This window comes from Leeuwenhoekiella sp. CH_XMU1409-2 (assembly GCF_037029365.1).
Lineage (GTDB): Bacteria > Bacteroidota > Bacteroidia > Flavobacteriales > Flavobacteriaceae > Leeuwenhoekiella > Leeuwenhoekiella blandensis.
In genome coordinates this window covers 136,788-150,619 of sequence record NZ_JAYMEI010000007.1, presented here as the reverse complement: position 1 = coordinate 150,619, position 13,832 = coordinate 136,788, and the positions used below count along the sequence as shown (strand labels likewise).

11 protein-coding genes are annotated in these 13,832 nt (G+C 39.5%); 7 read left to right on the top strand and 4 right to left on the bottom strand.

Translation table 11 applies throughout. The features are described 5' to 3' along the window. The 4 genes from WA338_RS09605 (at position 1) to WA338_RS09590 (ending at position 4,102) form a co-directional block, all read left to right on the top strand. Positions 1–873: a nucleoside phosphorylase gene (locus WA338_RS09605; RefSeq protein WP_336093214.1), complete on the top strand. Its 873-nt coding sequence runs from the start codon at positions 1–3 to the stop codon at positions 871–873. A 70-nt stretch (positions 874–943) separates the two neighbouring features. After that, positions 944–2,998: a polyphosphate kinase 1 gene (gene ppk1, locus WA338_RS09600; protein ID WP_273016417.1), complete on the top strand. Its 2,055-nt coding sequence runs from the start codon at positions 944–946 to the stop codon at positions 2,996–2,998. 1 nt (position 2,999) lies between these two features. Further along, entirely contained in the window at positions 3,000–3,851 is an 852-nt protein-coding gene (locus tag WA338_RS09595) for a substrate-binding domain-containing protein (protein ID WP_272987592.1), read from the top strand. 89 nt (positions 3,852–3,940) lie between these two features. Continuing rightward, positions 3,941–4,102: a hypothetical protein gene (locus WA338_RS09590; protein ID WP_009779618.1), complete on the top strand. Its 162-nt coding sequence runs from the start codon at positions 3,941–3,943 to the stop codon at positions 4,100–4,102. A 66-nt stretch (positions 4,103–4,168) separates the two neighbouring features. Here the strand turns inward: WA338_RS09590 and WA338_RS09585 are convergent, their stop codons facing one another. Further along, positions 4,169–4,834, bottom strand: a complete 666-nt coding sequence (locus WA338_RS09585) for a uracil-DNA glycosylase (protein WP_009779617.1) — start codon at positions 4,832–4,834, stop codon at positions 4,169–4,171. Positions 4,835–5,017: 183 nt separating this feature from the next. Between WA338_RS09585 and WA338_RS09580 the strand changes: the two genes are divergently transcribed. From WA338_RS09580 to WA338_RS09570, 3 genes are all read left to right on the top strand, one after another. After that, positions 5,018–7,195 (top strand): endonuclease MutS2, encoded by a 2,178-nt coding sequence (locus WA338_RS09580; RefSeq protein ID WP_272987591.1) that lies wholly within the window; start codon positions 5,018–5,020, stop codon positions 7,193–7,195. A 172-nt stretch (positions 7,196–7,367) separates the two neighbouring features. After that, positions 7,368–7,766: a thiol-disulfide oxidoreductase DCC family protein gene (locus tag WA338_RS09575; protein WP_272987589.1), complete on the top strand. Its 399-nt coding sequence runs from the start codon at positions 7,368–7,370 to the stop codon at positions 7,764–7,766. A gap of 113 nt (positions 7,767–7,879) precedes the next feature. Further along, a complete protein-coding gene (locus WA338_RS09570; protein WP_272987588.1) occupies positions 7,880–9,784 on the top strand; it encodes a mucoidy inhibitor MuiA family protein in 1,905 nt (634 codons plus the stop codon). A 4-nt stretch (positions 9,785–9,788) separates the two neighbouring features. On the opposite strand, the gene WA338_RS09565 is transcribed toward WA338_RS09570, so the two are convergent. The 3 genes from WA338_RS09565 to aroC all read right to left on the bottom strand — a co-directional run bounded on the left by WA338_RS09565 (position 9,789) and on the right by aroC (position 13,818). Further along, entirely contained in the window at positions 9,789–10,913 is a 1,125-nt protein-coding gene (locus WA338_RS09565; RefSeq protein ID WP_272987586.1) for a lamin tail domain-containing protein, read from the bottom strand. Between the two features lie 134 nt (positions 10,914–11,047). Continuing rightward, the gene (locus tag WA338_RS09560) at positions 11,048–12,490 is read right to left on the bottom strand and encodes a dicarboxylate/amino acid:cation symporter (RefSeq protein WP_336093212.1); all 1,443 of its coding nucleotides are present in this window, start codon (positions 12,488–12,490) and stop codon (positions 11,048–11,050) included. Positions 12,491–12,753: 263 nt separating this feature from the next. Beyond that, positions 12,754–13,818, bottom strand: a complete 1,065-nt coding sequence (gene aroC / locus WA338_RS09555) for a chorismate synthase (protein WP_009779611.1) — start codon at positions 13,816–13,818, stop codon at positions 12,754–12,756. Positions 13,819–13,832 lie beyond the last annotated feature (14 nt).

Sequence of the window (13,832 nt, the reverse complement as noted above, 5' to 3'; positions counted from 1 at the left end):
ATGACGCTGGCCCCTTCAGAATTAATTTTGAATGAAGATGGTAGTATTTATCACCTTCACCTACTCCCCCATCAACTAGCAGACACTGTCATCACCGTTGGCGATCCCGATCGTGTTGAACAAGTGACCAAGCATTTTGATTCCATCGAATTTTCGGTACAGAAACGAGAGTTTAAAACGACTACCGGTGTATATCAAGGCAAACGTATTACAGTGATTTCTACAGGAATTGGCACCGACAATATCGATATTGTGTTGAACGAACTCGATGCGCTGGCCAATATCGATTTCAAAACACGCACGCTTAAAAAAGACCTTAAAAAACTGAATATCATCAGATTAGGTACTAGCGGTTCGATTCAAAAAGATATACCGGTTGATCGCATTTTACTCACTGAACGAGCTTTGGGATTTGATGCATTGCTACATTTTTATCAAAGTGATGCCATTCGCGATAAAGCGTTTGAGCAGGCCTTCGTAAATCATACTTCGTGGAATACAGAAAAAAGTACTCCATATTGTGTTTCGGCAAGTAAAACGCTTTTTAATCATTTTGATTCGGAAGAATTCTTCTCTGGAGTGACGGCAACAAATATTGGTTTTTATGGTCCACAAGGGCGTCAATTACGTTTGAAAACCGAAGATGCTCAACTCAATGATAAGCTTGAAAACTTTGATTTTAAAGGTACCCGTATCACCAATCTCGAGATGGAAACTTCAGGAATTTATGGCTTGTGTAAACTTCTTGGTCACCGAGCACTTTCTATAAACGCCATTCTTGCCAACCGGGCGACAGGGGTGTTTAGTAAAGATCCTGCAGCTACCGTAAATCATATGATCACAACAGCACTAGCACGCATCGCCAGCTTGTGATTTTCTTTTAACAAAAGCTTAATTCAGACCGTTAAAGCCTTTCGTATTTTTGAACAAAATCTTTCAAAATATGGAAACCGATTTGGCTGATAATTTAATTCACAGAGATTTAAACTGGCTTAGTTTTAATGCTCGTGTTTTACAAGAAGCTCAGGACAAAGAAAACAATCCGCTCTTTGAGCGTATGAAATTTTTAGCCATTTATTCTTCTAATCTTGATGAATATTTTAGAGTGCGCGTAAGTCAGTTGCGGCAAATGAAACGCGTTGAAAAGAGCATTAGAAAAAAACTTGCACTCAAGCCTAACAAAACGGTTAAGCAAATACTTGCCTTAGTTAAAGAACAACAGGAAGCCTTTGGTAAAATTTATAATGAAGAGATTCTTCCAGAGCTTGCCGAGAATAATATTGTGCTTGTTCCTTCAGAAAAGTTTACCAATATTCAAGCTCAGCTGGCCAATATTTGGTTTGTCGCGCATATTAAAAATGAATTAGAGACAAAACTGATAGATCCTTCCAAAGACAAAGAGATTTTTCTTGAAAATCAAAGTCTTTATCTTTGCGTTACGTTTTCCGATTCAAAAAAACTAGGATTTGTTAAAATCCCTACAGATTCAAATAATCGCTTTGTAGACCTAGGAAAAGTAAGCGACACCTATCATATTACCTTTTTAGATGACATCATACGTTACGAGATTGACAATATTTTTAATTCCAGCACTGTTGATGGCGTCTATGAGATAAAGCTTTCACGCGATGCAGAACTTTATATCGATGATGAGCTCGGTGGAATTTTAGCCGAACGTATTTATAAATCTTTAGAACAGCGTCAGGAAGGACAACCCACGCGACTGCTCTATGATGCCGCAATGCCTAAACCGGTGGCAAAGCGCCTGCGTAAATTATTGAATTTGGGTAAAATTGATATGATGCCAGGAGGAAGGTATCATAATTTCAACGACTTTTTCAAATTCCCAGACCTTACCAATAATCCTAAACTGCATTACACCTCAAAACCTTTTATAAAGCATCGCACGCTGGATAAAGCCAAAGATTTTTTCAAAGCCATCGCAGAGAAAGACCAACTCGTTCATTTTCCGTTCATGAGCTTTAACTATGTAGAGCGTTTTGTAGAACAGGCTTCTGAAGATGCCGCGGTTACTCATATCAAAATTTCGTTATATCGCGTAGCCGATGAGTCGGTGCTCACCACAGCTCTCTTAAAAGCAATAGATAACGGAAAAAAAGTCACCATATTTATTGAGGCCAAAGCGCGCTTTGATGAAGAAAACAACATTACCTGGGGACGAAAATTTGAAGAACGTGGCGCACGAGTCATCTACAGCTATCCACGCATAAAGGTGCATTCTAAGATTTTGATGATCATTCGCCAAGAACAAGATAAAGCAGTACGCTATGCTTATATCGGAACCGGAAACTTTAATGGCGAAACTTCAAAAATTTATTGTGATCACGGAATATTCACAGCACATAAAAAAATCACTAAAGAATTGGGACGTGTTTTTAGAGTGCTTGAAGGTGAACTCATTATTCCTCGTAACAAGCATCTACTAATTTCGCCATTTACCACACGTAGAATTTTTGAAAAACTCATTCACAACGAGATTGAAGCTGCTCAGGCAGGGAAAAAAGCACAGATCACAGCAAAAATGAATAGTCTAGAAGATCCAGATATGATTCAGTTGTTGTACAAAGCAAGTCAAGCCGGTGTAAAGATCCGAATGATCGTACGCGGCTTTACGTGCTTAATTCCGGGGGTTGAAGGATTGAGTGAGAATATTTATATGACCTCAATTGTAGACCGCTATCTGGAACATGGACGTATTTATCTTTTCCATAACGGGGGTGACGAACAAATGTATATAGGCTCTGCAGACTGGATGACCCGTAATCTTGATCGAAGAATTGAAGTACTTACTCCAATCTATGATCCTGATCTCTTTGCAGAACTCAAAGACATTCTTGTTTTACAGTTAGCTGATAATGTTAAAGCGCGGATACAAGATGCAGAAGAGACCAATGCCTACGTCAAGCAAAAAACCGGCGATAAGCGCATTCGCTCGCAATACGAAATTTACGATTACCTCAAACTAAAAAACAATTAACATGACCACATTACGCGTTGGCGGTGTACCAGAACATTTTAATCTGCCTATTCATTTATGTATTGAAGAAGGTCTTTTTGCCGAAAAAGGAATCCATGTAGAATGGGTTGAATTTCCGGGAGGCACAGGTGCTATGAATTCGGCTCTGCGCAATGATGAAATTGATGTTGCGATCATTCTCACCGAAGGAATTATTAAAGATATCGCGAACGGCAACCCGTCTAAAATCATTCAGAATTATGTATCGAGTCCGCTACGTTGGGGAATTCACGTAGCTGCCAAAAGTGATTTTCACAGCATAGCAGATCTAGAAGACAAGCGACCGGCTATAAGTAGATATGGTTCAGGAAGTCACGTTATGGCTTATGTTCAGGCCAACGAATTAGGCTGGGATACTTCAAAAATTGAATGCGTAGTCGTCAATAATATCACTACTGCTATTGAAGCTTTAACCGAAGGTGATGCCGATTATTTTATGTGGGAACACTTCACTACAAAACCTTTAGTCGATAAAGGAATCTTTAGACGCGTAGGAGATTTCCCTACTCCATGGTCAAGTTTTGTCATCGCAGCATCAGATAAGGCTATTGAAAATGATCAAAAATCATTGGAGCTATTCCTTAGTGTACTCAATGCCAAAACTAAAATCTTCAAAACGCTTGAGCATATTGAACACGCACTTTCTGAACGGTACGAGCAAAATTTGGAGGACATCAAAAAATGGCTTTCGATCACTTCTTGGTCTCAAAAAAGTCTCGATAAAAAGGAATTAGAATTGGCTCTAAATTATCTCGAAAAGTTGAATATGATCGACAAAAAGTCTGATAATCAGCTATACTTAACTCAGATTTAAAGAAAGTTTTACCATTTTTTTTAGTGTTAACTAGAAAAAAATGTACAATTTTACCCCTGAATTAATTAAGCAATCAAAATTTTTGAACTATGGTTACATTTTCTATTATTTTGGGTGCCTTGCTTATCATTAATGTTTTGTTATTCAAATTTAGTGTAGCAGGAGGACCTGTGGCTAAAAAACCACAAAAACGTGTAACCCCTAAACACAAGAATTTAAGCGAGCCTTTAGCATTGAATAAAGCTTCTTAGATTTGACCTCAAATCCAACAGATAAATAAAGCAGCTCGCGAGAGCTGCTTTATTTATTTTAAACGCTTACCATATTATTGGTCTCTGATTTGATTTTTCGATCAAAGCGTTGGTTTTACTAAAATGCCTGTTGCCAAACCAATAGCCGCGATTGGCACTTAGCGGAGAAGGATGACCGCTGGTTAATATATGATGCTTTGTACCGTCTACTTTAGATGCTTTCTTTTTTGCAAAGCCGCCCCAAAGTAAAAACACCACATTTTCTTTATGTTGCGAAATCAATTCAATCACACGATCAGTAAATTGTTCCCAGCCTTTTCCTTGATGTGATCCCGCTTGACCTGCTCTAACCGTTAGCGTTGCATTAAGCAAAAGCACACCTTGAGAAGCCCAGCGTTCTAAATTTCCATTATTTGGTGCGGCTATATTGAGATCGCTTTCTATTTCTTTAAAAATATTAATCAATGAAGGTGGTGCTGCAACCCCTTGCGGTACCGAAAAACAAAGACCGTGGGCTTGTCCCGGTCCGTGATAGGGATCTTGTCCTAAAATAACGACCTTAACCTCATCAAAACTGCAAAGATCAAATGCCTTAAAAATATCGGCGCCTTTAGGGTAACAGGTGTGCTGCGTGTATTCCGTTTTTACGAAACGCACCAAATCTTTAAAATAGGCTTTTTCAAATTCTTCGGCTAAAACAGCTTTCCAGCTGGGATGTATGTCAACGTTCATGAATATCTTAAATTTGCTTAGGTAAAAATCGGTAAAGCATTACTAGGACCAAAATAGAATTCTTATTATATAATTTGATTCTTCAAAAAAAGCTAGTGACATCTTTGGTCTTGGCAACTTTTAAGATTGAGTTCCAAATAAATTAAGCAATTAAATAAAGGGATACAGCCGTACTGGCATGCTATGATAAAAATTCATCCTAAAACACTTTCAGATTTAGAGTTCCATACCGTATGTGCACAATTGAGTGAACTGTGCATCACCGATATGGGAAAGGTCAAAGCCTTAAAGCTGGCACCGCAGCGCAATTATAGAAAGACGCTTTTTGTGCTTGATCAAACACAAGAATACATCAATTCTGATACGCACGAAACGCCTATTCCTAATCACGGTTTTGATGCGCTTGATCACGAACTCAAAATGTTGGGGATCGAAGATACGGTGCTTGAAGTAGGTAGTTTTAGAAAAATAGGAAGCCTTTCGGAAACGGTTAATACGCATTTACGCTATTTTAGAAAATTTCAAGAGACCTTCCCGGTATTGCATCAAACGGTACGGGATACTGAATATACAACCGAACTTACCGACGAGATCAACACCATTGTAGATCGTTTTGGTGAAATTAAAGACGATGCTTCTCCTGTACTGCTTCAAACCAGAAGAGCCATTAATGAAGTAAAAGCAAAGATCAACAGCAGCTTTGCTTCGGCGCTATCGCGTTATGCTTCTTTTGGGTATTTAGATGAAATACGGGAATCTATAGTAGACAATGTTCGGGTTTTGGCAGTGTCGGCGATGCACAGGCGTAAAGTAAAAGGTTCGATTCTTGGGAATTCAAAAACCGGAAGTATCGTTTACATTCAGCCTGAAGCTACACAGACGCATCAACGCGAACTCAACAATCTCTTGTATGACGAGCAAGAAGAGGTCAAACGCATTCTCAAAGCACTCACCAATTTTGTGCGCCCTTTTGGTCCGTTATTAAAAGACTATCAAAAACTACTAAGCACCATTGATGTCATCGCTGCGAAGGCGAAATACGCCAAGAAACTGGATGCTGTTTTGCCTAAGATCACTAAGAATCGTGAACTCGAGATCAAAGAAGCTTATCACCCGCTACTTTTACTCAACAATAGAAAACGCGGTGAGAAAACCTATCCGCAGGATATAAAACTTGACGAGAACAATCGCATCATTGTCATAAGTGGTCCAAATGCCGGTGGAAAAAGTATCACGCTTAAGACCGTGGGATTACTTCAAGTAATGCTGCAAAGTGGACTTCTGGTTCCTGTGCACGAATACTCGCGCTTTTGTCTTTTTGATAAAATTCTTACCGATATTGGCGACAATCAAAGTATAGAAAATCACTTGAGTACGTATAGTTACCGCCTCAAGAATATGAATTATTTCTTGCGGAAATGTGACGACAAAACCTTATTTCTCATCGATGAATTTGGTACCGGTAGTGATCCGGAATTGGGAGGTGCTTTAGCTGAAACTTTTCTTGAAGTATTTTACGAGCGCAACAGCTACGGAATCATCACCACGCATTATGCCAATTTGAAGATGATGGCCAATGAGACTGAAGCGATCACCAATGCCAATATGCTTTTTGATTCGCGCACGCTTGAGCCACTCTATAAATTATATGTAGGTGAAGCAGGGAGCTCCTTTACTTTTGAAGTCGCACAGAAAAATGGGATTCCATATTCGCTGATTAACCGTTCTAAAAAGAAAGTAGAACGCGGTAAAATACGTTTTGATAAGAGTATCGCCAACCTGCAAAAAGAGCGCAGTAAGCTGGCCAAAACCACTACTTCTTTAAAAACTAAAGAGCAAGAAGCAGCCAAGCAACAGCAGGAGTTGAATAAAACTAATGCGCGCATTCAGGAGAAATTAGAAAGCTATCAAGAGCTTTACGACAGCAATCAACGTTTGATCTATCTGGGTCAAAAACTTGACGACCTTAGCGATAAATTCTTTACCAATAAGAACAAAAAGCTGCTTCTAGATGAGCTGTATAAAGTCGTTCAAATCGAAAATTCTAAGAGACGTAAACAGAATGCAAAGCAAAAGCGGGCTCAAAAAGCAAAAGAGCGTCGCGTAAAACAAGAAGCAGAAAAGAAGGTTGAAGTAATTCGTCAAAAGAAAAAAGAAGAAAAGCAGAAAGAAATTCAGGTTGAAAAAGAAAAACCAAAGATTACTTTACAAGTTGGTGATCAAGTACGCCTGCCTGACGGAAGAGCTGTAGGAAGCATTGACAAAATAGAAAAGGGAAAAGCCACCGTAGATTATGGTATGTTTACCACGCAGGTAGATGTTGACACACTTGAATTTGTAAAAAGACCTAAGACTAAATAATGCATAGTGGGCTGGTCATATCACTAGTGTTTGTAGGGATCTTACTTTTGGTTCTCAATATTCTTTTTACCACGAGCTTTACAGCTATAGGTTTTTGGCTACGTATTTCAGCCAACGTGCTTTTGATTCTAGCGATGCTTCAAGTGCTTTACTTTAATAAACAGCCCTAGTTATGCAAGAAAAGATCATTCTATTTGACGGGGTTTGTAACTTATGCAACGGTGCTATCAATTTTATTATCAAGCACGATCCTAAAGCTAAATTCAAGTTTGCAGCTCTTCAAGGGGAAACCGGAAAGCGACTCTTAGCTAAACACAACATAAATCCAAAAGAAACCGACTCGATAGTTCTAATCGATACGGATAAAGTTTCGGTGAAATCTTCAGCGGCTTTGCGCATCGCTAAAGATTTGAATAAAGCTTATCCGCTGCTTTATGGATTTATGATCATTCCTAATTTTATTAGAAATGCCGTCTATGACTTTATCGCTTCGCATCGCTACAAGTGGTTTGGAAAAAAGGAAAGTTGTATGCTTCCTACTCCAGAACTTAAATCCAGATTTTTAGATTAAAAAATTGCTATCAATAATAAATCAATAGCGAAAAACTAAACATTTCCCCTATATTTAATTAAGGAGACTTTTCTCTAAAATTCAATCTTGCTAATCAAGTAAAACGGTTCTTTATGAAACTTTGCTACACGCTTGCCTTTCTTTCTATTTTTTGCTCAAATATTCTTAGTGCTTCAGATAAACCGCTGCCTGCTCAAAGTTCTAAAATTGATAAAGTAACCGTGTTTTTACAAGGAGCAACGATTGAACGCAGTGCTTCGGTACAATTAAAAAGCGGTGTAAATGAAATCGTTTTTGACAACCTATCGCCAGATGTTATTGAAAACAGTATTCAGCTTAGAGGTCTTAAAGACGCCAGTATTTTGTCTATTGCTTTTAACCTGGATTATCTGGATAAAAAAAGTGTTTCTGCAGAATATGAAGCTTTAAAAACAAATTTAGACCAACTGCTCTACGAAAAGAATGCGATTCAAAGTACGATTGAAGGATATGAGCGCGAACTAAAGTTACTTTCAGAAAATCAACGCATCAATAGCGATAACACCGATTTATCCCTTGAAAAGATCAAACAAATAAGCACCTATTACCGCGAGCGCAGTACCGAAATTCAAAATACGATTTACAAACAGAAAAGAGCCTTACAGGATTTAGATCGAAGCATCAATGACCACCGCCAACAAATGAACAACCTTGAAGATTCTCGTAAAGAAATGCGCGGCGAGATCACTGTAAAACTTCAAGCTGCAAGCGCAGCTTATTTGAATATGGAACTATCTTATAACATTGAGAATGCGGGCTGGTTTCCATTTTACGATATTCGAGCTGAAAGTACTTCTGAACCCATTCAATTAAACTACAAGGCGAGTGTCTATCAGCAAAGCGGCATTGATTGGGACGATGTAAAATTGGTACTCTCTACAGGAGACCCGAATACCAACAATTTCAAGCCGAACTTACAGCCAAAATACCTCAATTTCGTAAGCAGAAACTACAAGCGTTCAAGCGCGGTAAGCCGAAGCAATTACAAATACAATCCCACTGTGAGAAGTGTTTCTGGTATCGTAACAGATGATTCTGGAGCGCCACTTCCTGGAGTTAATATTGGTCAAACCGGTTCATCTAATGGCACAACTACCGATTTTGATGGCAAATACAGGATTGCTGTAAACAGTTCTGGAGGTAATGAATTAAGATATACTTACATTGGATTTGAAACCCAGTCGATCCCGGTTTATGCATCGATGATGAATGTACAATTAGAAGCTAATGAAGAAGCTTTAGATGAAGTTGTAGTCGTGGGTTACGGTGATCAAAAAAGAAATGCTGCTGTTGGAGCTTTGGCAGGTAAAGTATCGGGAGTTGCAATTCAACCTGCTTCCTATAATGAAAATGTTCAGGCCAAAGAAGAAAGTTTGACTAACACGCGTTTCGAAATCAAAAAGCGCTACTCGATCGCTTCCAATTCAGATATTACGACAATTGAGATCGACGCCTTTGACTTACAGGCAAGCTATCAACATTATGCGGCACCAGAACTCAATGAAAATGTATTTCTTACCGCTACAGTAACCGATTGGGAACGCTATGATTTGTTGCAGGGCGAGGCCAATATTTATTTTGAAGGAAGCTATGCTGGTAAGACGGCTATCAGTCCGCTGGCTACTACAGACAGTCTGGAGATCTCTCTGGGCATCGATCCCAATATCATTGTAAAACGCGAGAAGAAGGATAATTTTAAAAGTAAATCTTTCCTTGGCGGAACGCGCGTTGTTGCAAAGGCTTTTGAGATTTCGGTTCGAAATAACAAAAATTCAACTGTTAACCTGATTTTAGAAGATCGAATTCCGGTATCGCAAAACAAAGAGATTAAAGTTTCTGATCAAGAAACCGCTGATGCCGAGTATACCGAAGAAACCGGTATTCTAAAATGGAAATTAGAACTTGCTCCAAAAGCTTCGGTCACTAAAAACTTTTCTTTTGAAGTGCGTTATCCGAAAGGGCGAAATATTAATCTCTAAATCATCAATTGAAGGACTGACCTGAGTTTATCGTATTAATAGTATCTGGAGCTAAAGTCCAGGTAAAATCATTATATGCACTTCCCGCCCCGGTAAGTTGCATAGAAAAACCTATGGTAACCGCCGGCTGTTGAGACACAGGCAACTCTGTTGAAGTCATTCCCGCTGCAGGACCATTGGTTGCTGTAACTTCACCCTCATAACTTAAAAACTGAATTACATTACCGGAAGGATCTACAAGAGCGATTGCCTCATCATCGTTTTGTAAAGTGTTAAATTCAATATTTTTAACCCCTAAGCCTTCAGCTATTTCTACTATGATTCCGGTAATTGATTCACTGGAGAGAATTGTTCCACTAGCTCCATTGTAATGATAAATTGTATATCCTGTTAGATCAATTCCGGCAGATCCTGCAATCTCAACACGCTCATTAACATCTCCTCCTATATTATCATAATGAATCTCATTAATCCATACATTAACATCATTATCTACAATAGTCAACTCAAAAAAGGAGTTCACGCCAATTGTTGGTGCTCCAAGACCTCCGCTCACATTTGTGATAGAAAACAGCATTTGCTCATTCCCTTCTACCTCAACATCATCAGTAATACTAAAGACATCAACCGCATTATAAACAGCGGTTCCTGCGGGAATCGTGATCACTTGAGCATTGCTTTCATTCAAGTCACTGTAAGAAGAGGCAGCTATAGTAACTGAAAGACCACTGGTCGCTGACGGATTGGCGATATTGAATTCCAGATCAAGTCCGGTATCACTTTCTAATTGAGATTTTTCAGTAAGGGTAAAAGACACTTCGGTTGGCTGAACGGAATTTTGCAGTAAGTATACATTTTCCCAAAAGGTTCCATTATAAACTTGCCAACCATATACCGAAACATCAGGATCGTTCACAAAGACCATCAAACCAATATCTTCGCTTGTTGGGTTTATTTGGTCGCGCTGCGCCACCGTAACTCGTGGCGGCATAAAACCTTTATAAGAGCCGCTCGATGATTCACTGCTCACTTCAAGCATAGCAGATGTGCTGGGATTGGTAGTTCCTATTCCCACTTGGGCATAGAAATAAAAATTTCCGACAAAAAAGAAGAGTACACATTTTTTCATACTTACACATTTAAAATTAAATGGTAAGTCAAGCCGCTGATAGGGAACAGCTTATGGTAGATTTGAGCTAAACTAAATTAGAAAAAATCTACAGTAAAACAAATTAATATCTGAAAATCAACCACTTATGAGTTTTATTCAATATCGAATGTTTCATCCGGCGCTTTATTAGGATTATAATTAAATAAGCCCTCTCCTTTTGCGATTACTGAAGAAACCGTGGCATCTCCCGTAACGTTTACCACCGTTCTACACATATCAAGAATACGGTCTACAGGGAAAATGATACCAATCCAAGCCGGATTTAGACCTACAGATTCTAGTACAATAATAAGCATTACAAGACCCGCACTAGGAACCGCAGCAGAACCTATAGAGGCTAAAGTAGCGGTTAACACAATGGTAAGCTGCTGACCTAAAGTGAGGTCGATCATATGCAACTGTGCAAGAAAAACAACAGCCACAGCCTGATACAGACAAGTACCGTCCATATTTACTGTTGCCCCTATAGGCAGTACAAAACTGGTTACCTTTTTATCAACGCCCAGATTATCCTCAACACATTCCATCGTTACAGGAAGTGTCGCCGCACTACTTGAGGTTGAGAATGCTAAAGTTTGTGCAGGTCCCATCGCTCTGAAAAAGCCAAAGTAAGACACCTTTCTTACAAAGATCTTAAACACCAACGGATAGATCACAAAGATCATAAGCGCCAAACCACCAAAAACAGTAAGCGAATACCAACTCAAGCCTTTAAATATCTCCACGACTTTCCCGATATCATTGCCGGCCATTTGGCTTACCACACCTGCAAGTAAAGCAAATACAAAAAATGGAGCCGCTTGCATGGTAAAGTCTACCATTTTCAAGAACACCTCCATTATACCATCAACTGCTTTGGTTACCGGCACCACTTTCTTTTGATCTATAAAGAGCATACTGATCCCAAAAAACAAACCGAAGAAAATGACCTGTAGCATCAAGCCATTATCTGCAAGCGAACTAAAAAAGTTGTCGGGTACTATATCAACTAAAGGCTGTAAAGGCCCGGCATCTTTAGTAGCATCTGCCGCTTTCATTTTATCGTTCATCGAAGCGTCTTGCAAGTCGCTCTTCGTCAAATCTGAAATCTCCCGAGCGCGATCCATAAATTCAGGATCTTGCAGGTAATTGATACCGTCTTTGATCACATAGCCCTCTTCTGCAGCCCAAATCTCATAACTGATACGGTTGTCAATTCGACTTTGCTCATCAATAAGTTTCCCGGGTTTTATAAGATTGACCATGGTAAGTCCCATCCCTACTGCAAGCACGGTCGTAAGCAAATAAGCCAGAAGGGTCTTTCCTCCCATTCTACCTAAACTTGCGGGATCACCAAGATTGGCAACACCACTTATTATAGAAAAAAGCACCAGCGGAACTGCAATAAGTTTTAAAAGATTGATAAAGATCTTTCCAAAAGGAGCGATCCAGTCTATCGTAAATTGACTCCATCCTAATTGGCTAGAAATTAAGGCCCAAACGATACCCAGAACGAGACCAATAATTATCTTCCAATGTAGTGCGATTTTCTTCATAAATAGGTGCTTTATTACTTTGAGCTGAAAGATAAACAAAATCCCTATCTAGTGTAAGCCTCCGCGCGCTTTTGATGCGGAATTGTTAGTAAATCCTCGATTTTGTAGAAAAATAAATAAGAAGATTATAAGTAGACTACCTCAGGAAAACGCATAAGTTTTTACTGAAATCCTGTTTTAATCAAAAAGCATTTAATCTTTGGCGGCGCAAAAAAAAAGCTTCAGTGGTATACTGAAGCTTTTTGTAAGTAGTTATACAAATCCTAAATCTTCGAGCCTTTGTTTAATAACATATAATCTGCCAAAACCAATGCTGCCATTGCTTCAACAATAGGCACTGCACGCGGCACGACACAAGGATCGTGACGTCCTTTACCTTGCATTTCGGTAGCATTTCCTTCTTTATCAATAGTTGGTTGGTTTTGCATAATGGTCGCAACCGGTTTAAACGCTACTCGAAAATAAATATCCATCCCGTTACTGATTCCGCCTTGAATACCACCGCTCAGGTTAGTCTTTGTGCTTCCGTCGGCATTAAAAAGATCGTTGTGTTCGCTTCCGCGCATAGAAGCTCCGTGAAAACCGCTTCCGTATTCAAAACCTTTAACCGCGTTGATCGAAAGCATCGCTTTGCCCAGCTCAGCATGCAGTTTGTCAAAAACCGGTTCACCAAGACCAACAGGCACATTTTGAATCACGCACATCACGGTCCCGCCAATGGTATCTCCTGCTTTTCTAATTTCTTTGATCTTATCGATCATTTTTTCTGCGAAAGACTCATCGGGGCAACGCACAATATTTGATTCGATCTTGTCAAAATCCAATTGCTGATACGGCGTGGTCATGTGAATTTCTCCTACCGAATCAACAAACGCATTGATCTTAATGTCTTTTAAAAACTGCTTAGCGATAGCTCCTGCCGCTACTCTACTCGCAGTCTCCCGCGCTGAAGATCTTCCGCCGCCGCGATAATCACGTACACCATATTTCTGGTCGTAGGTATAATCTGCATGCGAAGGACGATAGGTATCTTTAATATGGCTGTAATCGTGTGACTTTTGATTGGTATTCACAATATTGAATCCAATAGGAGTTCCTGTAGTTTTCCCTTCAAAAATCCCTGAAAAGAAATTCACCGAATCTGGCTCTTTACGCTGGGTTACAATTTTAGATTGCCCCGGTTTGCGGCGTTCCATATCGCGATACACCAGATCCAGATCAATCTCGATCCCGGCCGGACAGCCGTCTATGATACCACCTATAGCTTCCCCGTGAGATTCTCCAAAAGTGGTAAGCGTAAATAATTTTCCAAAAGTATTACCTGCCATAACAAATTGTTGAG

What these genes read in the sequence shown, in the direction of transcription:
- WA338_RS09565 (WP_272987586.1), bottom strand. Translation starts at nt 10,913, where the DNA reads ATGAAAAAATGTGTACTCTTCTTTTTTGTCGGAAATTTTTATTTCTAT.
- aroC (WP_009779611.1), bottom strand. Translation starts at nt 13,818, where the DNA reads ATGGCAGGTAATACTTTTGGAAAATTATTTACGCTTACCACTTTTGGA.
- WA338_RS09570 (WP_272987588.1), top strand. Translation starts at nt 7,880, where the DNA reads ATGAAACTTTGCTACACGCTTGCCTTTCTTTCTATTTTTTGCTCAAAT.
- WA338_RS09595 (WP_272987592.1), top strand. Translation starts at nt 3,000, where the DNA reads ATGACCACATTACGCGTTGGCGGTGTACCAGAACATTTTAATCTGCCT.
- WA338_RS09580 (WP_272987591.1), top strand. Translation starts at nt 5,018, where the DNA reads ATGATAAAAATTCATCCTAAAACACTTTCAGATTTAGAGTTCCATACC.
- WA338_RS09590 (WP_009779618.1), top strand. Translation starts at nt 3,941, where the DNA reads ATGGTTACATTTTCTATTATTTTGGGTGCCTTGCTTATCATTAATGTT.
- WA338_RS09605 (WP_336093214.1), top strand. Translation starts at nt 1, where the DNA reads ATGACGCTGGCCCCTTCAGAATTAATTTTGAATGAAGATGGTAGTATT.
- ppk1 (WP_273016417.1), top strand. Translation starts at nt 944, where the DNA reads ATGGAAACCGATTTGGCTGATAATTTAATTCACAGAGATTTAAACTGG.
- WA338_RS09585 (WP_009779617.1), bottom strand. Translation starts at nt 4,834, where the DNA reads ATGAACGTTGACATACATCCCAGCTGGAAAGCTGTTTTAGCCGAAGAA.
- WA338_RS09575 (WP_272987589.1), top strand. Translation starts at nt 7,368, where the DNA reads ATGCAAGAAAAGATCATTCTATTTGACGGGGTTTGTAACTTATGCAAC.
- WA338_RS09560 (WP_336093212.1), bottom strand. Translation starts at nt 12,490, where the DNA reads ATGAAGAAAATCGCACTACATTGGAAGATAATTATTGGTCTCGTTCTG.